This window comes from Kitasatospora sp. NBC_01302, assembly GCF_035976515.1.
Classification (GTDB): Bacteria; Actinomycetota; Actinomycetes; order Streptomycetales; family Streptomycetaceae; genus Kitasatospora.
In genome coordinates this window covers 5,680,800-5,700,023 of record NZ_CP108404.1, presented here as the reverse complement: position 1 = coordinate 5,700,023, position 19,224 = coordinate 5,680,800, and the positions used below count along the sequence as shown (strand labels likewise).

The window sequence follows — 19,224 nt, the reverse complement described above, 5'->3', positions numbered from 1 at the left end:
CCGGCTGTTGCGCCGCTTCGAGGGCCCGCGCCACGACCGGCGCGGACTCACGGACAGTAATGCGATCCTCACTGATCGGGTATTCCTTGTTCGGGGATCCGGATGATCGATATCCGGTTCGACCCTGTCCGACACGGTCCAACCGCCGCCCGCACGGGCGGCGCACCCGAGAAGGGGTGTGAGCCGTCATGGCTTTGTCCATCTCCGCAGCCATGCTGATGCTGGTCATCGTGGTGGTCCTGGTCCGCCGCTCCGGCCTCAAGCTGGCCCACGCGGTCATCTGCTCGCTGCTGGGCTTCTACCTCGCCTCCACCTCGATCGCGCCGTCGATCCAGCAGGTGACCAGCAACCTCGCCGGGATGCTCAATGACCTGAAGCTCTGAGACCTGGGGCAGCGGTCGTGGCGGCGGTCGTTAGGCTGCTCCCCATGACCGCTGCCGCCGACCGGACCACGACCGCAGACCGCCGCCTGCTGCTGGTGCACGCCCACCCCGACGACGAGTCGATCGGCAACGGCGCCACCATGGCCCGCTACGCCGCCGAGGGCGCCCAGGTCACCCTGGTGACCTGCACCCTCGGCGAGGGCGGCGAGGTGATCCCGGCCGAGCTGGCCCACCTGACGGCGGACCGGCAGGACGAACTGGGCGCCCACCGGATCGGCGAGCTGGCCGCCGCGATGCGGGAGGTCGGCGTGACCGACGTCCGCTTCCTGGGCGGCCGGGGACGGTACCGGGACTCCGGCATGCTCGGCATGCCGGAGAACGACCGTCCCGACTGCTTCTGGCAGGCCGATCCGGACGAGGCCGCCGCGGAGCTGGTCGCCGTGGTGCGCGAGGTGCGCCCGCAGGTCCTGGTCACCTATGACGAGCACGGCGGCTACGGGCACCCGGACCACATCCAGGCGCACCGGGTCGCGATGCGCGCCGCCGAGCTCGCCGCCGACCCCGCCTTCCGCCCCGACCTCGGCCCGGCCTGGCGGATCGCCAGGATCTTCTGGAACCGCATGCCGCGCTCGGTGCTGCTGACCGGGCTGCGGGCCGCCGCCGAGCGCTTCGAGCTGGCCGCCGACCCCGAGGACGTGCCGGGCGTGGTCGCGGACGAGCTGATCGACGCGGCACTCGACGGCGCCGGGTTCGCCGACCGCAAGGCCGCCGCGATGCGCGCGCACGTCACCCAGATCACCGTGGACGGCACCTTCTTCGCGCTGAGCAACGACCGCTGGCAGCCGCTGGTGGCCGACGAGTACTACCAGCTGGCCCGCGGCGAGGCCGGCACCACCCGACCGCTGACCGACCTGTTCGCCGGCCTGTCCGGCGACGGCGCCACCGGAATCGAGTCCTGATGAGCAACCCGCTGCACACCCTGTTCGGCACCCGGGCCCAGCGGCTGGCCGAGCCGCTGCCGGCGCGCCCGGTGCGCATCGCCTGGTACGCGGTGCTCTTCGTGCTCGGCGCGCTGGTCTCACTCTGCGGTTGTTTTGTGCAGGGTCTGTGGAGCCCGGCCGGCCTGCTGTTCGCGCTGCTCGCCAACGGCGCCGTCTGCTACCTGGGCCTGCGGGCGACCGGCACCAAGCTGGGCGCGGGCGTGCCGATGATCGGCTGGTTCCTGGTCCTGCTGGTCCTGCTGTCCCCCCGCCCCGAGGGCGACTTCGTCCTGGCCACCGGGGTTGACTCGTACGTGTACGTCCTGGGCGGCTGGCTGCCCGGTCTGGTGTGCGCGACGCTGCCGACCCGCTCACCGTTCACCTTCGGCATTCCGCGCCAGCGGGACTGACCGGACCCGACGGGCAGTCAACGCGCCCGCCCCGTAGGCTCGACGGTGCGGAACCGGACGTATCGGGTCCTGGAACCGGACGTATCGGGTTCTAAGGGAAGCAGTTCGCCACCCTGGGGTTCCCAGTATGGTGGTGCCGCAGCAACGTCGGACGAGCCGTCCGGCCGCGAACCCGGAGCAGAGCAGCATTGAGCAGCCGCGAATCTGACAGCGCCTACCCGTCCTCCCGGCGGGCGACGCCCCCCGGCCACCGGGCGGGTGAAGGGCTCGACGCCTACCCGTCGGGCACTCCCCCCTACGGCATCCCGGGGCTGGCGAACGGCTTCGGTGGCGACCCCTTCGGCTCCCCGAGCCCGGCGGCCCACGAGGAGACCGAGCCCGAGGTCCCCAAGACCGAGACGACGCTGACCACCCGAATCTCGATCAACATCCCGGGCTCCCGGCCGATCCCGCCGGTGGTGATGCGAAGCACCGTCAAGCCCGAGGAGCAGGCCGCGGAGCCGGAGGCCGGTGCCCGACGCCGCCCGGCGGCGCCCGCAGCCCCGGGCGCCGGGCCGGAGCCGACGCCGGCGCCGGACTGGCGCACGCCGCCCGGCGGGACCCCGGTGCCCGGCGGTGCCCAGGCGCCCGCCGGGGCCCAGCAGGGCGAGTCCGAGGCGGAGTCGACGGGCGAGTGGTTCCGGCCCCGGCAGAAGAGCCGGCCCGAGCCGGTGGGCTCCACCGCGCCGCGCGCCGCCGCCCCCAACCCGGCGCCGAGCGTGGGCGCACCCGCCGCCGCACCCACCGGCGCACCCACCGCGCCGCAGGGACAGACGCCGTACCCCCAGGGCGGCGCGCCCGCCGCCCCGCTCTTCTCCGCGGAGAGCACCCTGCAGACCCCACTGCCCCGGCCCACCGGCACGCCGCCCTCGCCGTTCGGCGGCGGCGAGTTCGCGGGCAACGAGTTCGGCGGCGGCGGGTTCGGCGGCGGCGTACCGCAGCAGCCGGCCGTCGGCAGCCCGTACTCCGACCAGCCGTACCAGCACACCGGCGGCACCTCCTACCCGGGCGCCGACCAGTCGTACGCGCCCGGCTCCCCGTACGCGAACGCCGGGCCGTACCCGGGCGACCCGTACCAGGGCAGGCCCGAGGGCCCGGCCGCCTCGTTCCCGGGTGCCGCCGACCCGCAGCCCGGCCTGGGCACGCCGCCCCCTGCCGCGGACCCCTTCGGGACCACCGCCAACCCGCGGCCCACCGGCACGCCCGGCGCGCCCGGACGGTTCGCCAAGCCGCAGCCGCCGGTCAACCCGCCCGGCGCCTTCGGCCGGCGCGCGCCCGGGTCCGAGGAGCCCGAGGACACCCAGATCGGCGGCTTCGACCCGATCAGCGGTGAACTGCCCGAGGAGGCCATACCGGGCCTGCCGGTCGCCGGTGTGTACGGCGCGGCCCCCGCTGCGCCGCGGCCCGGCGGCGCCGCCACCGCGGCGGGCGCCCCCCGGTCGGCCACCGAGCCGCCGGCCCCCGGCGCTCCGGTGCCCGCCCCCCTGGGCACCGAGCCGCTCGGCGGCGCCGAGGCCGCCCCGGCGGCCCCTGCGGCCGCGCCGCCCAAGAAGCAGGCCGCCGCCAAGCCCAAGGCCCGCTCCAAGGTGCAGAAGCTGCTGGTCACCGGCGTGGGCGGGGTGCTCTTCCTGGGCGCCGCCGCGTACGGCACCGGCCTGATGCTCAACCAGGCGGACGTGCCCCGCGGCACCACCGTCCTGGGCACCGACATCGGCGGTGACAGCCGCGACCAGGCGGTCCACCAGCTCGACGGCACGGTGGGCCAGATCGGCGCGAAGCCGATACAGCTCAAGCTCGGCGACCAGACGCTGCCGCTGGACCCCGCGACCGCCGGCCTGAGCTTCGACACCACCGCCACCGTGGACGGCCTGACCAAGCACAGCTACGGCCCCATGACCGTGATCGGCTCGCTGGCCGGTGGCACCAAGAAGGTGCCGCCGGCCATGCGGATCGACCGGGCCAAGCTCAAGGCCGCGCTGGACAGCCTGGCGGCAAGCTCGGCGCACGGGCTCAAGGAGGGCTACGTCCAGTTCAGCGACACCGGCGACCCGACCGTGGTCCCCGGTCAGGCCGGTCAGGCGGTGGACGGCAACTCGGCGGTCGACCAGGTGGTGCAGAGCTACCAGGACCGGGCCAACGGCAAGGCGGACGCCCCGGTCACCCTGGCGGTGACCGCCGCCCAGCCCAAGGTCTCCACGCAGGCGCTGCAGCAGGCCGCCGACGGTCTCGGCAAGGCGATCGTCAGTGGCCGGGTCACCGTGCTGGCCGGTACCGGCAGTGCGACCAGGAAGTTCGTCTTCACCAAGGCAATCGCCGCCAAGACGCTCACGCTGGTGCCGGACGGCAACGGAAACTTCGTTCCCAAGTGGGACCTCAACCAGTTGGCGACGGCTGTCGGACCGGTCTTCGACAAGCTCAAGTTCCGTAAGAGCGACGGTACTTTGGCCCCGATCACAACCCAGGACGTGGCCGACGCGATCGCTTCCGTCTATGACAAGAACACCGATGCGGAGCGCACTTCCAAGTTCCATATGTGAGCATGTCAAAAATGCTCGCCCGAAGCCCCGGAACGTCGATCGTTCCGGGGCTTCGACGTGATTCACGGCGACTTCTCGCCACTGGCGTGTAACCGACAGCGGGCTTGGGCAGCACCTCTCCCGACGGATTCCGGGAAGCCATTAATGGCTGACGAAAAGTCGCCAGCGGCGGCTTCCCGCCAAATCCGTCCGGATACCGGACGCTGAAAACCGACGAGTATTCACCCCATAGCAGGTCAAAACGGACACCTTTATCTATGCGCGTCAACCTTACAAAGAGCCGCCCTCGGCGTTCAGATACCGGTGCGACTAAGCCCTCGTTACGAACTTATGAACGAGCTTTGCCGGTATATGTCCGTTTTGGTACGTCTCGTCATGAGGCTGTCAAGTATCTGAAAGCTACAACCTGGTGGACATTCCAGAACGAAGCCAAAACTGCCTGTCCAGCTACAGAGAAACTCTTGACGTTCGATAAACGAGTTGCGAGAGTCCGTTCGACCAACTTCTTCCTCGTTGCTGCTGCACAGACCACACCGGCGGGAGCTTTCGCACCATGACGACGCCAACTGAGGACACGACAGAGACCGACCCGGTCCTCGTCGCGTCCGCGACAGGAGACGGCGGCAAGAAGCCCGCCGCGCTCCTCGGGCGCACCCCGGGCCAGATTGCCTGGAGCCGCTTCAAGCGCAACCGCATCGGTGTGTTCTGCGCCGCGATCGTGATCCTCTACATCCTGATCGCGATCCTCGCACCGGTGATCACGAAGTTGTACGGCCAGTCGCCCTACATCCCCTACGGGGTGCGCGACATGTCGCTGCTCGACGACTCCGGCATCCCGATCGGCGCGAACGGCGGCATGAGCTCGACCCACTGGTTCGGCGTCACGCCGAACGCCGGGTACGACATCTTCGCCAAGCTGGTCTACGGCATCCGCACCTCGCTCGGCATCGGCCTGCTCATCACCATCGCCTCCGGTGTGGTCGGCATCGTCGTCGGCGTCGCGCAGGGTTACCTCGGCGGCCGTTTCGACTACTTCGTCGGACGCTTCACCGACATGCTGCTGGCCCTGCCGCAGCAGCTCTTCTTCATCGCCTTCACCCCGATCGTGCTGGCCGTCTTCGTCGCGCCGGACCGGCCGACCCCGGTCTACATGCGCGTCATCGCGATCGTGCTGGTGCAGACGTTCCTCGGCTGGATGGCCACCGCCCGTCTGCTGCGCGGCCTGTCGCTCAGCCTGCGCGAGCGCGAGTACATCGAGGCCGCCAAGATCACCGGAGCCTCCTCCTGGCGCATCATCTTCAAGGAGCTGATGCCCAACCTGGCGACCACCATCCTGGTGCAGATGACCCTGCTGCTCCCGGCCATGGTGACCGCGGAGGCCGGCCTCTCCTTCCTCGGCGTCGGCATGACCGAGCCGACCCCCGACTGGGGCCTGATGTTCCAGGACGCGGTGAACAACTACCGCAACGACCTGACCTACCTGATCTTCCCCGGACTCTCGCTGATGATCTTCACCATCGCGTTCAACCAGTTCGGAGATGCGGTCCGGGACGCGCTCGACCCGAAGACCATCCGCTAGCCGCTCCACCCCCCTTGTAACACCCTGTTTCACCTCGCTCCCCCCAGCACCGGCCACCCCGGGGCAACGCAGCCCCGCCGGTCCGCGCTGGTTAGACAGTTCATGACCAGTGACAGGTAGGAACCAATGAGACTTCGCAAGGCAGCACTCATGCCGGCGCTCGTGGCGGTCAGCGCCCTCACGCTGACGGCATGTGGTGGGGGCGGCGGCACCAAGTCCGACAACGCCAAGGGTCCGGCCGCCTCGGTCTCCACGATCGCCGTGGGCACCAAGGCCGACTCGACCGGCCCGGCCGCCGACGTTCCCGGGGCGAAGCAGGGTGGCACCGCCCACGGCATCGAGGCCGCCGGCTTCGACTACCTGGACCCGAGCCAGCAGTACGTCAACGAGTACCAGGCCGTCGGCATGCTCTACAGCCGTCAGCTGACGAACTACAAGACCGACCCGACGACCGGCAAGACCACGCTGGTCGGCGACATGGCGACCGACACCGGCACCGCCTCCGACGGCGGCAAGACCTGGACCTGGACGCTGAAGGACGGCCTGAAGTTCGAGGACGGCACGCCGATCACCTCGAAGGACGTCAAGTACGCCATCGAGCGCCTCTACGCGGACTACCAGACCAACGGTCCGACCTACTTCCCGGTCTGGCTCTCCGGCCAGGACTACCGCAAGGTCTACCAGGGCCCGGACCACGGTGAGCTGCCGGACAGCGTGATCGGCACCCCGGACCCGAAGACCATCGTCTTCCACTTCCAGGCCGTCCACTCGGACGCGAACTTCGCGGCCGCGATGCCCGACGTGACCGCGATCGAGAAGTCCGCGGACACCAAGCAGGACTACAACAACCACCCGGTCTCGATCGGTCCTTACAAGATCAAGGACTACCAGCCGGAGAAGTCGCTGACCCTGGTCCGCAACCCCAACTGGGACCCGAAGACCGACCCGCTGCGCCACCAGTACGTGGACAGCTGGGTGTTCGAGCTCAACGTCAGCAACCCGCAGCTGACCCAGCGCCTGATGGGTGGCGCCGGGACGGACAAGGACGCGCTGACCCTGGTCCAGAACGCGGACCCGAGCCTGACCCAGACGATCCAGAACGACCCGCAGTACAAGGCCCGCACCATCAGCCTGTACCAGCCGTACGTCGACGTCTTCTCGATCAACACCACCCGGGTGACCGACCCCAAGGTCCGCCAGGCGATGGCCAAGGCGTTCCCGTACTCCGCGGTGCTGCGTCAGTTCGGTGGTCAGACGGCCGGTGACCTGGCCGGCAACCTGGTCAGCCCGACCGTGTCCGGTTGGAAGGACACCGACCCGCTGGGCATCAAGGCCAACCCGGCCGGTGACCCGGACGCGGCCAAGAAGCTGCTCCAGGACGACAACAAGGTCGGCTACCACATCGTGCTGGCGTACGCCAACACCACCAGGTGGCAGACCATCTCCGCGACCATCCAGGACGCGCTGAACCGGGCCGGCTTCAACGTCGAGACCAAGGCGATCGACCCGACCACGTACTACACCGAGATCGGCAAGACCGACAACGGCTTCGACATGTACCGCACCGGCTGGGGCGCCGACTGGCCGAACGGCTCGACGGTCATCCCGCCGACCCTGGACGGCCGCACCATCGCCACCGGTGCGCCGAACTACTCGCACTACAACAACCCGGCGATGAACGCCGAGATGGACAAGATCAGCGCTGAGGCCGACCCGGCCCAGGCCGCGTCCGACTGGATGAGCCTCGCTGACAAGATCCTGAGCACCGACGTCCCGCAGATCCCGTACGCGTACGACAAGTTCTTCCAGGTCTACGGCGCCGGTCTTGGCGGCGTGGCCTACAACCCCGGCCTCGGCTGCATCGACCCCTCCAGCATCTTCATCAAGTAAGCACCGGACCCGGAGTCGGCCTCCGGGCCGACTCCCCCGGGCGGGGCCACCCTCATCGGGTGGTCCCGCCCGGGGGACGTGCTGACCGTCTGTGCCCCGGGCGGTCGCACTCTCCACGACGTGGCCGCCGTAGGCGCCCTCACTCGGAAGAGCTCACCCAATGCTCCGATTTCTCATCCGCCGGGCGCTCGGCGCGATCGTCATCATGTTCCTACTCATCTGCCTCACCTTCTTCGCCTTCCACGCGATGCCGGTGGACGCTGCGCAGCTGAACTGCCCCAAGGGCTGCAGCCCGCAGCTGCTGGAGCAGATCCGGCAGAACATGCACCTGAACCGGCCGATCACCACCCAGTTCTGGGACTACATCAGCGGTCTGTTCGTCGGCCAGGACATGGGCAACATCGGCCACTGCGCCGCCCCGTGCTTCGGCTACTCGTACAACACCTCCACCTTCGTGTGGAGCCGGATCGTCTCCAACTACCCGGCCACCTTCGTGCTGGCGATCGGCGGCGCGGCCTGCTTCCTGATCATCGGCGTCGGCCTGGGCATGCTCTCCGCCTGGAAGCAGGGCACGATCATCGACCGGATCGCGAGCTCGATCTCGCTGATCGGCCAGTCGACCCAGATCTACTTCATCGGCCCGCTGGCGATGGCGCTCTTCGTCTACAACCTGGGCTGGCTGAACCGTCCCGAGTACATCCCGATCACCCAGGACCCCTGGGGCTGCTTCATGGGCATGCTCCTCCCCTGCCTGGTGATGTCGGTGATCTTCTGGTCCAACTACACCCGCCAGGTCCGCTCGCTGATGCTCGAGCAGCTGTCGGAGGACCACATCCGGGCCGCCCGCGCCAAGGGCATGTCGAGCTCCTACGTCTGGTGGCGCTACGCGCTGCGCGGCGCGATGGCCCCGATCATCACGATCTTCGGCATCGACCTCGGCACCGTCTTCTCCGGCGCGATCATCACCGAGTTCACCTTCAACATCCAGGGCCTCGGCTTCCTCGCGGTCAAGTCCGTGACCTCGCAGGACATCAACCTGGAGCTCGGCGTGCTGATCTTCAGCTCGGTCGCCATCCTCGTCTTCAACATCATCGTCGACGCCGCCTACGGTCTCCTCGACCCCCGGGTCCGGCTGGGATGACCCCCTCCGCATCCGTATCAGTTCCGCACCACCCCGCCCCAGAGGAGATCCGACCGTGAGCACCCTCACCACGTCCGAGGCCGTTCCCGCGCCCCGGGCCGGCAGCAGCTTCCTCTCGGTGCGCGACCTGCAGGTCCGCTTCCGCACCGAGGACGGCATCGTCAAGGCCGTCAACAACCTCACGTTCGACCTCGAGAAGGGCAAGACCCTCGGGATCGTCGGTGAGTCGGGCTCCGGCAAGTCGGTGTCCAACCTGGCCGTGATGGGCCTGCACAACCCGAAGAACACCACCATCGAGGGCTCCGTCGTCCTCGACGGCCAGGACCTGCTCAAGGCCTCGCAGAAGGACCTCGAGAAGCTCCGCGGCCAGAAGATGGCGATGATCTTCCAGGACGCGCTGGCCGCGCTCTCGCCGTACTACACGATCGGTCGGCAGATCGCCGAGCCGTTCATGAAGCACACCGGCGCGAACAAGAAGGAGGCCCGCGAGCGCGCGATCGAGATGCTGCGCCGCGTCGGCATCCCGCAGCCGCAGACCCGGGTGGACGACTTCCCGCACCAGTTCTCCGGCGGTATGCGCCAGCGCGCCATGATCGCCATGGCCCTGGTCTGCGACCCCGAGCTGCTGATCGCCGACGAGCCGACCACCGCGCTCGACGTGACCGTCCAGGCCCAGATCGTCGACCTGCTCAAGGACCTCCAGCAGGAGTTCGGCACCTCGATCATCTTCATCACCCACGACCTCGGCGTGATCCGCGAGATCGCCGACGACGTGCTGGTGATGTACGCGGGCCGGGCCGTCGAGCGCGGCACCATGCGCGAGGTGCTCAAGAGCTCCCAGCACCCCTACGGCTGGGGCCTGCTGAGCTCGATCCCGCGGATCAACGCCTCGGTGGACGTGCCGTTGGAGCCGATCCCGGGCTCCCCGCCGTCGCTGCTGAACCCCCCGGCCGGCTGCGCCTTCCACCCGCGCTGCGCGTACCGTGAGCTGGTGGTCGGCGACAAGTGCGAGACCGAGCGCCCGGCACTCGAGCTGGCCAACGGACACCTGTCCGCCTGCCACCTCACCGCCGCGCAGAAGCAGTCCATCCTCACCGAGCAGATCCTGCCCCGGCTGAGCAGCTGAGCCTCGGTAAAGGAGCCAAGGAAACCCCATGAGCGCAGAGCAGACTCTGAGCAAGTCGGCCGGCAAGGCCGCCGCCTCCGGCACCCCGCTGCTGGAGGTCGAGGGCCTCACCAAGCACTTCCCGGTGATGGGCGGCTTCCCGTTCAAGCGCCAGGTCGGCGCGGTGCAGGCGGTCGACAACGTCAGCTTCACCGTGGCCGCGGGCGAGAGCCTGGGCCTGGTCGGCGAGTCCGGCTGTGGCAAGTCGACCACCGGCCGCCTGGTCACCCGCCTGTACGAGCCCACCAGCGGCTCGATCAAGTACAACGGCCAGGAGATCGCGCACGCCTCCCGCAAGGAGCTGGCGCCGATCCGGTCCGAGATCCAGATGATCTTCCAGGACCCGTACTCCTCGCTGAACCCGCGGCACACCGTCGGCACGATCATCACCAGCCCGATGGAGATCAACGGGATCAACCCGCCCGGTGGCCGCGCCGCCCGGGCCAAGGAGCTCCTGGAGATCGTCGGTCTCAACCCGGAGCACTACAACCGCTTCCCGCACGAGTTCTCCGGCGGCCAGCGCCAGCGCATCGGTGTCGCGCGCGCTCTCTCGCTCAACCCGAAGCTGATCATCGCGGACGAGCCGGTCTCCGCGCTGGACGTGTCGATCCAGGCCCAGGTGGTCAACCTGCTCCAGGGTCTGCAGCGCGACCTGGGCATCGCCTTCGTCTTCATCGCGCACGACCTGTCGATCGTGCGGCACTTCTCGCAGCGCGTCACGGTGATGTACCTGGGCAAGGTGGTCGAGATCGCCGACCGCGACTCGCTCTACAACAAGCCGCGTCACCCGTACACCCACGCGCTGCTGTCGGCCGCGCCGGACGCCGACCCGGACAACGAGTCCACCGACCGGATCCGCCTCACCGGTGACGTCCCCTCGCCGCTCAACCCGCCGTCGGGCTGCCGCTTCCGCACCCGCTGCTGGAAGGCGCAGGAGAAGTGCGCGACCGAGGAGCCGCCGCTGGTGCAGCTCAGCGGCAGCGCCGAGGGCCACCTGACGGCCTGCCACTTCCCCGAGGACGGCAGCACCACCGATGCCGTGCGCATCTCCAAGAGCGACACCAAGGCGGCTGCCACGCCGGCCGCCAAGGCCGAGCCGGCCAAGGACTGACCGGGCCGCACTCCGACGAAAGGGCCCCCTCCGTGCGTGGAGGGGGCCCTTTCGCGTGGTCACTGCGCGGGGTTCTCGCCCTCCGGCGCGCCGTGCCCGTTCTGCCCGTCCTGCCCGTACTCGCGCTCCGCCGCGCTCTGCCCGATCTCGCGCTCCGCCGCGAAGTGACACGCCGACTCGTGCGCCGCCGGCCCCGTCAGCCAGGACGGCCGGGCCAGCAGCGGCTCCTCGCTCGCGCAGCGCTCCTGGGCCTTCCAGCAGCGGGTGCGGAAGCGGCAGCCCGAGGGTGGGTCGGCGGGCGAGGGCACGTCGCCGGTCAGCACGATGCGGTCGCGCCCCTCCCGCGCGCTGGGGTCGGGCACCGGCACCGCGGAGAGCAGCGCCTGGGTGTACGGGTGCGTGGCGTGGTCGTAGATCTCCAGGTCGGAGCCGATCTCCACCATCTTGCCCAGGTACATCACGCCCACCCGGTCCGAGATGTGCCGCACGATCGACAGGTCGTGCGCGATGAAGATGTACGACAGCTCGAACTCGTCCTGCAGCTTCTCCAGCAGGTTGATCACCTGGGCCTGGACCGAGACGTCCAGCGCGGAGACCGGCTCGTCGCAGATGATCACCTCGGGCTTGAGCGCCAGCCCGCGGGCGATGCCGATCCGCTGCCGCTGGCCGCCGGAGAACTGGTGCGGATAGCGGTTGATGTACTCCGGGTTGAGCCCGACCACGTCCAGCAGGTCCTGGACGGCCTTGCGCCGCTCGCCCTTGGGCGCCACCTCGGGGTGGATCTCGTACGGCTCGCCGATGATGTCGCCGACCGTCATCCGGGGGTTGAGCGAGGTGTACGGGTCCTGGAAGACCATCTGGATGTTGCGCCGCACCACCTTGAGCGCGTTGCCGGAGAGCCGGGAGATCTCCTCGCCCTTGTAGCGCACCGAGCCCGAGGTGGCCGGCTCCAGGTTCATCAGGACCTTCGCCAGCGTCGACTTGCCGCAGCCGGACTCGCCGACGATGCCCAGCGTCTCCCCCTTGCGCAGGTCGAAGGAGACCCCGTCCACCGCCTTGACCGCCCCGATCTGCTTCTTCACCACGACGCCCTGGGTCAGCGGGAAGTGCTTGACCAGGTCGCGGATCGCCAGGATCGGTTCGCCCTCGGAGACCGGCCGGCCGAAGGCCGCGTCCTGCGGCACGGGCGCGTTGAGCGCGGTGGCGCCGTCAGTCATCGAGGGTCTCCTTCCAGAAGTGGCAGGCGCTGGCCCGCCCCGGCAGCGGCGCGCCGTTCGCGTCCGTCACCTCGAAGAGCGGCGGCACGGTGGTCCGGCAGATCTCCTTGGCCCTGGGGCAGCGCGGGTTGAAGGCGCAGCCGGGCGGGATGCGCAGCAGGTTGGGCGGCAGCCCCTTGATCGCGTAGAGCTCTTGGCCCTTCTGGTCGAGCCGCGGGATGGAGTCCAGCAGGCCCCGGGTGTAGGGGTGGGCCGGCTTGGCGTAGAGCTCGTGCACCGGCGCGGTCTCGACGATCCGCCCGGCGTACATCACCGCGATCTTGTCGGCCACGTCCGCGACCACTCCGAGGTCGTGGGTGATCAGGATCAGGCCCATGTGGTACTCGGCCTGCAGCTCCGCCAGCAGGTCCATCACCTGGGCCTGGACGGTGACGTCCAGCGCGGTGGTCGGTTCGTCGGCGATGATCAGGTCGGGCTCCAGGGCCAGCGCCATCGCGATCATGATGCGCTGGCGCATGCCTCCGGAGAACTGGTGCGGGTAGTTGCCGACCCGCTCCGCGGCGGCCGGGATGCGCACCCGGTCCATCAGCTCGATGGCCTTGGCCTTGGCCTCCTTGCGCGACGCCCCTTGGTGCACCCGGTACATCTCGCCCAGCTGCGCGCCCACCGTGTGCACGGGGTTGAGCGAGGAGAGCGCGTCCTGGAAGATCATCGCCATCTGCGAGCCGCGGATCTTGCGCCGCTCCTCGGTGCCCAGGGTGAGCAGGTCGCGGCCCTTGAAGACGATCTGACCGCCGGTCACGAAGCCCGGCGGGCTGTCCAGGATGCCCATCACGGCCTGCGCGGTGACCGACTTGCCGGAGCCCGACTCGCCCAGGACGGCCAGCGTCTCGCCGGCCCGCACCGAGTAGTTCACCCCGTTGACGGCCGTCGCCACCCCGTCCCGGGTACGGAACTCCACGTGCAGGTCGCGGACCTCCAGCAGCGGGGACTCCTCGGTGTCCGCGGTGCTTTCGCGCGGCTGGGCGCTGATGCTGCTACTCATCGGTGGTGACCCTTCCTCAGCGCAGCTTGGGGTCGAGGGCGTCGCGGACCGCGTCGCCGAGCATGATGAACGCGAGCACCGTGATGCTCAGCGCGCCGGCCGGGAAGAGCAGCATGTGCGGCGCGATGCTGAAGGTGTCCGACGCGGCCGAGATGTCGATGCCCCAGGAGACGGTGGGCGGCTTGAGGCCGACGCCGAGGTAGCTCAGCGTGGCCTCCAGTGCGATGTAGGTGCCCAGCGCGATGGTGGCCACCACGATGATCGGGGCCACCGCGTTCGGCAGGATGTGCCGGATCATCAGCCGCCCGCTGCCGGCGCCCAGCGCGCGGGCGGCCGTGACGTAGTCCTGCTGCTTGGCCGTGATCACCGCGCCGCGGGCGATCCGGGCCAGCTGCGGCCAGCCGAGGACCACGATGAACGCCACCACGATCCAGACCGACCGGGTGGAGATCACCGAGAGGAAGACCAGACCGCCCAGCAGGATCGGGATACCGAAGAAGATGTCGGCGACCCGGGAGATCACCGAGTCCGACCAGCCGCCGAAGAAGCCGGCCAGCCCGCCCAGCAGGGTCCCGACGATCGCCGAGCCGGCGGTGGCGCAGACGCCGACGGTGATCGAGGCGCGTGCGCCGTAGACGGTGCGGGCGTAGACGTCGCAACCCTGGGTGTCGTAGCCGAACGGGTGGCCGGAGGTGGGGCCCTGCTGCGACTTGGTCAGGTCGCAGCTGAGCGGGTTGGTCGAGGTGAGCAGGCTGGGCCAGATCGCCACGATGACCAGGAAGAGGATCAGCAGGCCGGAGATGATGAAGATCGGGTTGCGCCGCAGGTCCCGCCAGGCGTCCTGCCACAGGCTGCGCGGCTCCACCCGCTCCTCCGCCGCCGCGGTCTCCGGGTGGTCGGTCAGCCGCTCGGCCTTGATCAGGGTCTCGGCCTCCATGGTGCCGAGATCGAGGGTCCGGCTCTCGACCGCGCTCTGCATCTCCTCGTCTTCGTCGCCGGCCCCCGCCATCGGGTCCGATTGGTTGTACTTCTCCTGGTCAGGCATACCGGATCCTTGGGTCCAGGACCGCGTAGAGCAGGTCGACGAGCAGGTTGGCCAGCAGGAAGACGATGACCAGGATGGTCACGAAGCCGACCACGGTGTTGGTGCTCTGCCGCACGATCCCCTGGTAGAGGGTGTAGCCGACGCCGTGGATGTTGAAGATGCGTTCCGTCACGAGCGCGCCACCCATCAGCGCTCCCAGGTCGGTCCCCAGGAAGGTGACCACCGGGATCAGCGAGTTGCGCAGCAGGTGGTTGATCACCACCCGGCGTCTGGGCAGCCCCTTGGCCACCGCGGTGCGCACGTAGTCCGCCTTGCTGTTCTCCGCGACGGTGGTGCGGGTCAGCCGGGCGACGTAGGCGAGCGAGACCGAGGCCAGCACGATGCCCGGCAGGATCAGCGACTCGAAGGTCACGTCGAAGCCGACCGTGGCCGGCAGGATCCCCCACTTCACGCCGACCAGGTACTGCAGCACGTAGCCGGTGACGAAGGTCGGGATGGAGATGACCACCAGGGTGAGGACCAGCACCGAGTTGTCCGCGATCCGCCCCCGCCGCAGTCCGCTCAGCAGGCCCAGGCCGATGCCGAAGACCACCTCGATGACGAAGGCCACCGCCGTGAGCTTGAGGGTGACCGGATAGGCGGCCGCCAGCTGCGAGGTCACCGTCTGGCCGCTGAAGGTGGTGCCGAAGTCCCACTGGAAGAGCTTGCCCATGTACTTGACGTACTGGAGCCACAGCGGGTCGTTCAGGTTGTACTGGGCCCGGATCTGCGCCGCCACGGCCGGATCCGGGGCCCGGTCGCCGAAGAGGGCGTTCACCGGGTCACCGAGCGCGTGCACCATGACGAAGATCAGGAAGGTGGTCCCGATGAACACCGGGATCATCTGGAGCAGGCGCCTCAGGACGTAGCGTCCCATGCGAACCTCCACTGGGCGGGCGAAGACCGGCGGCCGACTCCGCACGGGAGCCGGCCGCCGCCGCTGACTAGCTGACAGTGATCTCGGTGTAGACCGGGACGCTGAACGGGTCGAGCATCACGTTGCTGACGTGGCTGGACCAGGCGACCGTGCCGTTCTGGTACCAGAGCGGGATCGCGGGCACGTCGGTGACGAGCATCTTCTCGGCGGTCTGGAAGTCGGAGACCGAGGTGGCCGCGTCGGACGCCGCGTTGGCAGTGTTGACCTGCGCGTCGAACTGCGGGTTGCTGTAGTGCGAGTCGTTGGACGAGCCGCCGGTGGTGTAGACCGGCTGGATGAAGTCCTGGATCAGCGGGTAGTCCATCTGCCAGCCGGTCCGGAAGGGGCCGGTCATCTTCTGGCTGGTGACCTGGTTGCGGAAGTCCGCGAAGGTGCCGATCGGGTTGCCGACACAGGCGTTGTTGTTGCCCATCACCGTGTTGATGCTGTTGCAGGTGGCGTCGACCCAGTCCTTGTGCGGGCCGTCGGCGTTGTAGCTGATGGTCAGCTGGCCGCCGGGGATGCCGCCGCCCTGCTCGATCAGCTGCTTGGCCTTGGTCGGGTTGTAGGTGCAGAGGTCACCGCAGAGCCCGTCCTTGAATCCGCCGGTGGCGCCGAGAACCGGGGAGGTCCAGTCGCTGGCCGTCGTCCGGGTGTTGGTGAAGATGTTCTTGACGATCGTGGGCCGGTCGATCGCCATCGAGATGCCTTGGCGGACCAGCTTCGCACCATCGGTGTTCCACTGCGGCTGGTACAGCGGGAACGAGATGGTCTGGATGATGCCGGCCGGCGTGTTCAGGAAGCGTGCCGTACTCGGCCCGCCCGCGAGCTGCTTGATCGCCGTGTTGGAGAGCGTGTTGTCGACGTCCAGGGCACCGGACTGGAGATCGGAGTAGGCGGCGTTCGGGTCGGTGTAGACGACGAGGTTGATGCCGCCGTTCTTCGGCTTGTTGGTGCCGCTGTAGTCCGGGTTCGGCACCAGCTGCATCTGCTGGCTGCGGGTGTACGACTGGATCATGTACGGCCCGTCGCCGATCGGCTTGTTCAGGTACCCGGCGTGGTTGCTGAAGAAGCTGGCGGGCAGCGGGTAGTACGCGTTGTAGCCCAGGGTCTGCGGCCAGGTGGTGAACTTCTGGGTGAGCGCCACCGTGAAGGTGTTGTCGTTGACCACCTTGAGGCCCGACATCGTCTGCGCGGTCGGCGAACCGCTGGCCGGCGCGACGTCGTTGTAGCCCTGGATGTACTGGAAGAAGCTCGCGTTGACCTGCTTGTTGGTGGAGAGCGCGCCGTAGTTCCAGGCGTCCACGTACGACTTGGCGGTCACCGGGGTGCCGTCGCTGAACTTCCAGCCCGGCTTGAGCGTCACCGTCCAGTTCTGCTGGTCGGAGGAGGTGATCGAGTCGGCGTTGGCGTTGCTGGCCGCACTCGTCTTGGGGTCGTACTGAACCAGTCCGGCGAAGATCATGTTCATCACCGCGCCGCCGTTCACCTCGTTGGTGTTGGCCGGCTCCAGCGGGTTCTGCGGGTCGCCCCACCATGCCTTGACGACGCCACCGCCCGAGCCGCCGCCACTGCTGCTGCTGTTGCTACTGCTGCAGCCGGTGGCCGCCAGCGCCACCGATGTCACAGCGATCACGGCCCAGCGCACTCGGGTGGCTGCAGGCATGAAGGACCTCCTCGTGGTGTGTGTGAGGCATCACATCCCATTCGAGGGGCCCAGCCATGGCGGCGCACCCGCAGCAGGGCCACACGGGCGCCCGGTGCCGCCGAACGGGTGGCCGGAACGCCGTCAGCCGGCTCCCCCGAAGGGGAACCGGCTGACGGGCTGCGGTGCGAAGAGCTGGCGCTGTGTCAGTTCTTCTTGGCGCGCGAGGCGCTGCGGCCGCGCTCCTTCTGGTCCAGCACGACCTTGCGGATGCGCACGGTCTCCGGGGTCACCTCGATGCACTCGTCCTCGCGGCAGAACTCGAGCGACTGCTCGAGCGACAGCTTGCGCGGCGGCACCAGGTTCTCGGTGGTGTCGGAGGAAGCGGCACGCATGTTGGTGAGCTTCTTCTCCTTGGTGATGTTGATGTCCATGTCGTCCTGGCGCGAGTTCTCGCCGACGATCATGCCCTCGTACACCTCGGTGGTGGGCTCGACGAAGAGCGTGCCGCGCTCCTGGATGCCCATCATCGCGAACGGCGTCACGACGCCCGCGCGGTCGGCCACCAGCGAACCGTTGTTGCGCATCCGCAGCTCGCCGAACCACGGCTCGTGGCCCTCGAAGATGCTGTGCGCGATGCCGGTGCCGCGGGTGTCCGTGAGGAACTGGGTGCGGAACCCGATCAGGCCGCGCGACGGGACGATGAACTCCATGCGCACCCAGCCGGAGCCGTGGTTCGTCATGGTCTCCATGCGGCCCTTGCGGACGGCCATCAGCTGGGTGATCGCGCCGAGGTACTCCTCGGGGCTGTCGATGGTCATCCGCTCGACCGGCTCGTGCACCTTGCCGTTGATGATCTTGGTGACGACCTGCGGCTTGCCGACGGTCAGCTCGAAGAGCTCCCGGCGCATGGTCTCGACCAGGATGGCCAGCGCCAGCTCGCCACGGCCCTGGACCTCCCAGGCGTCCGGACGCTCGGTCGGCAGCACGCGGAGCGAGACGTTACCGATGAGCTCGCGGTCCAGGCGGTCCTTCACCATGCGGGCGGTGACCTTGTGGCCCTTGCCGCCCTTGCCGACCAGCGGCGAGGTGTTGGTACCGATGACCATGGAGATGGCCGGCTCGTCCACCGTGATCAGCGGCAGCGCGATCGGGTTCTCCAGGTCGGCCAGGGTCTCGCCGATCATGATGTCGGGGATGCCCGCGACGGCGCAGATGTCGCCGGGGCCGGCCACCTCGGCCGGCTTGCGGGTGAGCGCCTCGGTCATCAGCAGCTCGGTGATCTTCACCTGCTGGATCGAGCCGTCCCGCTTCATCCACGCGACCTGCTGGCCCTTGCGCAGCTCACCCTGCTCGACGCGGCAGAGCGCGATGCGGCCGAGGAAGTTGTCGGCGTCCAGGTTGGTGACGTGCGCCTGCAGCGGGGCCTCGGCGTCGAACTCCGGGGCCGGGACGTGCTCCAGGATGGTGGAGAAGAAGGGCTCCAGCGAGTCGCTGTCGGCCGGGACGGTGCCGTTCTCCGGCTTGGTCAGCGAGGCGACGCCGTCACGCGCACAGGCGTAGACGATCGGGAACTCGATCTGCTCCTCGGTGGCGTCCAGGTCCAGGAAGAGGTCGTAGGTCTCGTTGATGACCTCGTCGATCCGGGAGTCCGGGCGGTCCGTCTTGTTGATGCAGAGGATGACCGGGAGCTTGGCGGTGAGCGCCTTGCGGAGCACGAAGCGGGTCTGCGGCAGCGGGCCCTCGGAGGCGTCGACCAGCAGCACGACCGCGTCCACCATCGACAGACCGCGCTCGACCTCGCCACCGAAGTCGGCGTGGCCAGGGGTGTCGATGATGTTGATGGTGATCGGCGCGCCACCCTCCTTGGGGTGGTACTTGACCGCGGTGTTCTTCGCGAGAATGGTGATGCCCTTCTCGCGCTCCAGGTCGTTCGAGTCCATCATGCGGTCGTCGAGGTGCTGGTGAGCCGCGAAAGCGCCGGCCTGCTTGAGCATCGCGTCGACCAGGGTCGTCTTCCCGTGGTCGACGTGGGCGACGATGGCGACGTTGCGGATGTCATTGCGCGTGGGCATGCGGAGC

Annotated in this window: 15 protein-coding genes; 9 read left to right on the top strand and 6 right to left on the bottom strand. The window is 68.9% G+C overall.

The genetic code is table 11. The features are described from left to right. Positions 1 to 188 precede the first annotated feature (188 nt). The 9 genes from OG294_RS25040 to OG294_RS25000 all read left to right on the top strand — a co-directional run bounded on the left by OG294_RS25040 (position 189) and on the right by OG294_RS25000 (position 11,235). The gene (locus OG294_RS25040) at positions 189 to 383 is read left to right on the top strand and encodes a DUF2304 domain-containing protein (protein WP_327068799.1); all 195 of its coding nucleotides are present in this window, start codon (positions 189 to 191) and stop codon (positions 381 to 383) included. Positions 384 to 427: 44 nt separating this feature from the next. Next, positions 428 to 1,342 carry an N-acetyl-1-D-myo-inositol-2-amino-2-deoxy-alpha-D-glucopyranoside deacetylase gene (gene mshB, locus OG294_RS25035; RefSeq protein ID WP_327068798.1) on the top strand — a complete coding sequence of 305 codons (915 nt, stop codon included), beginning with the start codon at positions 428 to 430 and terminating at the stop codon, positions 1,340 to 1,342. Continuing rightward, positions 1,342 to 1,773: a DUF6113 family protein gene (locus OG294_RS25030; RefSeq protein ID WP_327068797.1), complete on the top strand. Its 432-nt coding sequence runs from the start codon at positions 1,342 to 1,344 to the stop codon at positions 1,771 to 1,773. The genes mshB and OG294_RS25030 overlap by 1 nt, the downstream gene beginning before the upstream one ends. Positions 1,774 to 1,961: 188 nt before the next feature. After that, positions 1,962 to 4,349, top strand: a complete 2,388-nt coding sequence (locus tag OG294_RS25025) for a peptidoglycan binding domain-containing protein (protein ID WP_327068796.1) — start codon at positions 1,962 to 1,964, stop codon at positions 4,347 to 4,349. A gap of 553 nt (positions 4,350 to 4,902) precedes the next feature. Beyond that, a complete protein-coding gene (locus OG294_RS25020; RefSeq protein WP_327068795.1) occupies positions 4,903 to 5,928 on the top strand; it encodes an ABC transporter permease in 1,026 nt (341 codons plus the stop codon). A 150-nt stretch (positions 5,929 to 6,078) separates the two neighbouring features. Further along, positions 6,079 to 7,818: an ABC transporter substrate-binding protein gene (locus tag OG294_RS25015; protein WP_327068794.1), complete on the top strand. Its 1,740-nt coding sequence runs from the start codon at positions 6,079 to 6,081 to the stop codon at positions 7,816 to 7,818. Positions 7,819 to 7,978: 160 nt separating this feature from the next. After that, positions 7,979 to 8,959 (top strand): ABC transporter permease, encoded by a 981-nt coding sequence (locus OG294_RS25010; RefSeq protein WP_327068793.1) that lies wholly within the window; start codon positions 7,979 to 7,981, stop codon positions 8,957 to 8,959. Between the two features lie 55 nt (positions 8,960 to 9,014). Further along, positions 9,015 to 10,085, top strand: a complete 1,071-nt coding sequence (locus OG294_RS25005; RefSeq protein ID WP_327068792.1) for an ABC transporter ATP-binding protein — start codon at positions 9,015 to 9,017, stop codon at positions 10,083 to 10,085. Positions 10,086 to 10,113: 28 nt separating this feature from the next. Beyond that, positions 10,114 to 11,235 (top strand): ABC transporter ATP-binding protein, encoded by a 1,122-nt coding sequence (locus OG294_RS25000; protein WP_327068791.1) that lies wholly within the window; start codon positions 10,114 to 10,116, stop codon positions 11,233 to 11,235. A gap of 59 nt (positions 11,236 to 11,294) precedes the next feature. On the opposite strand, the gene OG294_RS24995 is transcribed toward OG294_RS25000, so the two are convergent. From OG294_RS24995 to typA, 6 genes are all read right to left on the bottom strand, one after another. Continuing rightward, positions 11,295 to 12,452 (bottom strand): ABC transporter ATP-binding protein, encoded by a 1,158-nt coding sequence (locus tag OG294_RS24995; RefSeq protein WP_327068790.1) that lies wholly within the window; start codon positions 12,450 to 12,452, stop codon positions 11,295 to 11,297. Further along, entirely contained in the window at positions 12,445 to 13,497 is a 1,053-nt protein-coding gene (locus tag OG294_RS24990; RefSeq protein WP_327068789.1) for an ABC transporter ATP-binding protein, read from the bottom strand. Before OG294_RS24990 ends, OG294_RS24995 begins: the two co-directional genes overlap by 8 nt. Positions 13,498 to 13,513: 16 nt before the next feature. Next, complete coding sequence (locus tag OG294_RS24985; protein WP_327068788.1) at positions 13,514 to 14,542, bottom strand: ABC transporter permease; 1,029 nt, start codon at positions 14,540 to 14,542, stop codon at positions 13,514 to 13,516. Further along, positions 14,535 to 15,458: an ABC transporter permease gene (locus OG294_RS24980; protein WP_327068787.1), complete on the bottom strand. Its 924-nt coding sequence runs from the start codon at positions 15,456 to 15,458 to the stop codon at positions 14,535 to 14,537. The genes OG294_RS24985 and OG294_RS24980 overlap by 8 nt, the downstream gene beginning before the upstream one ends. Before the next feature lie 67 nt (positions 15,459 to 15,525). Next, positions 15,526 to 17,163, bottom strand: coding sequence for a peptide ABC transporter substrate-binding protein (locus OG294_RS24975; RefSeq protein WP_327068786.1), 1,638 nt, complete (start codon positions 17,161 to 17,163; stop codon positions 15,526 to 15,528). A 185-nt stretch (positions 17,164 to 17,348) separates the two neighbouring features. Next, positions 17,349 to 19,217, bottom strand: coding sequence for a translational GTPase TypA (gene typA / locus OG294_RS24970; RefSeq protein ID WP_327068785.1), 1,869 nt, complete (start codon positions 19,215 to 19,217; stop codon positions 17,349 to 17,351). Positions 19,218 to 19,224: the final 7 nt, after the last annotated feature.

What these genes read in the sequence shown, in the direction of transcription:
- OG294_RS25040 (WP_327068799.1), top strand. Translation starts at nt 189, where the DNA reads ATGGCTTTGTCCATCTCCGCAGCCATGCTGATGCTGGTCATCGTGGTG.
- mshB (WP_327068798.1), top strand. Translation starts at nt 428, where the DNA reads ATGACCGCTGCCGCCGACCGGACCACGACCGCAGACCGCCGCCTGCTG.
- OG294_RS25030 (WP_327068797.1), top strand. Translation starts at nt 1,342, where the DNA reads ATGAGCAACCCGCTGCACACCCTGTTCGGCACCCGGGCCCAGCGGCTG.
- OG294_RS25020 (WP_327068795.1), top strand. Translation starts at nt 4,903, where the DNA reads ATGACGACGCCAACTGAGGACACGACAGAGACCGACCCGGTCCTCGTC.
- OG294_RS25015 (WP_327068794.1), top strand. Translation starts at nt 6,079, where the DNA reads ATGCCGGCGCTCGTGGCGGTCAGCGCCCTCACGCTGACGGCATGTGGT.
- OG294_RS25010 (WP_327068793.1), top strand. Translation starts at nt 7,979, where the DNA reads ATGCTCCGATTTCTCATCCGCCGGGCGCTCGGCGCGATCGTCATCATG.
- OG294_RS25000 (WP_327068791.1), top strand. Translation starts at nt 10,114, where the DNA reads ATGAGCGCAGAGCAGACTCTGAGCAAGTCGGCCGGCAAGGCCGCCGCC.
- OG294_RS24995 (WP_327068790.1), bottom strand. Translation starts at nt 12,452, where the DNA reads ATGACTGACGGCGCCACCGCGCTCAACGCGCCCGTGCCGCAGGACGCG.
- OG294_RS24990 (WP_327068789.1), bottom strand. Translation starts at nt 13,497, where the DNA reads ATGAGTAGCAGCATCAGCGCCCAGCCGCGCGAAAGCACCGCGGACACC.
- OG294_RS24985 (WP_327068788.1), bottom strand. Translation starts at nt 14,542, where the DNA reads ATGCCTGACCAGGAGAAGTACAACCAATCGGACCCGATGGCGGGGGCC.
- OG294_RS24980 (WP_327068787.1), bottom strand. Translation starts at nt 15,458, where the DNA reads ATGGGACGCTACGTCCTGAGGCGCCTGCTCCAGATGATCCCGGTGTTC.
- OG294_RS24975 (WP_327068786.1), bottom strand. Translation starts at nt 17,163, where the DNA reads ATGCCTGCAGCCACCCGAGTGCGCTGGGCCGTGATCGCTGTGACATCG.
- typA (WP_327068785.1), bottom strand. Translation starts at nt 19,217, where the DNA reads ATGCCCACGCGCAATGACATCCGCAACGTCGCCATCGTCGCCCACGTC.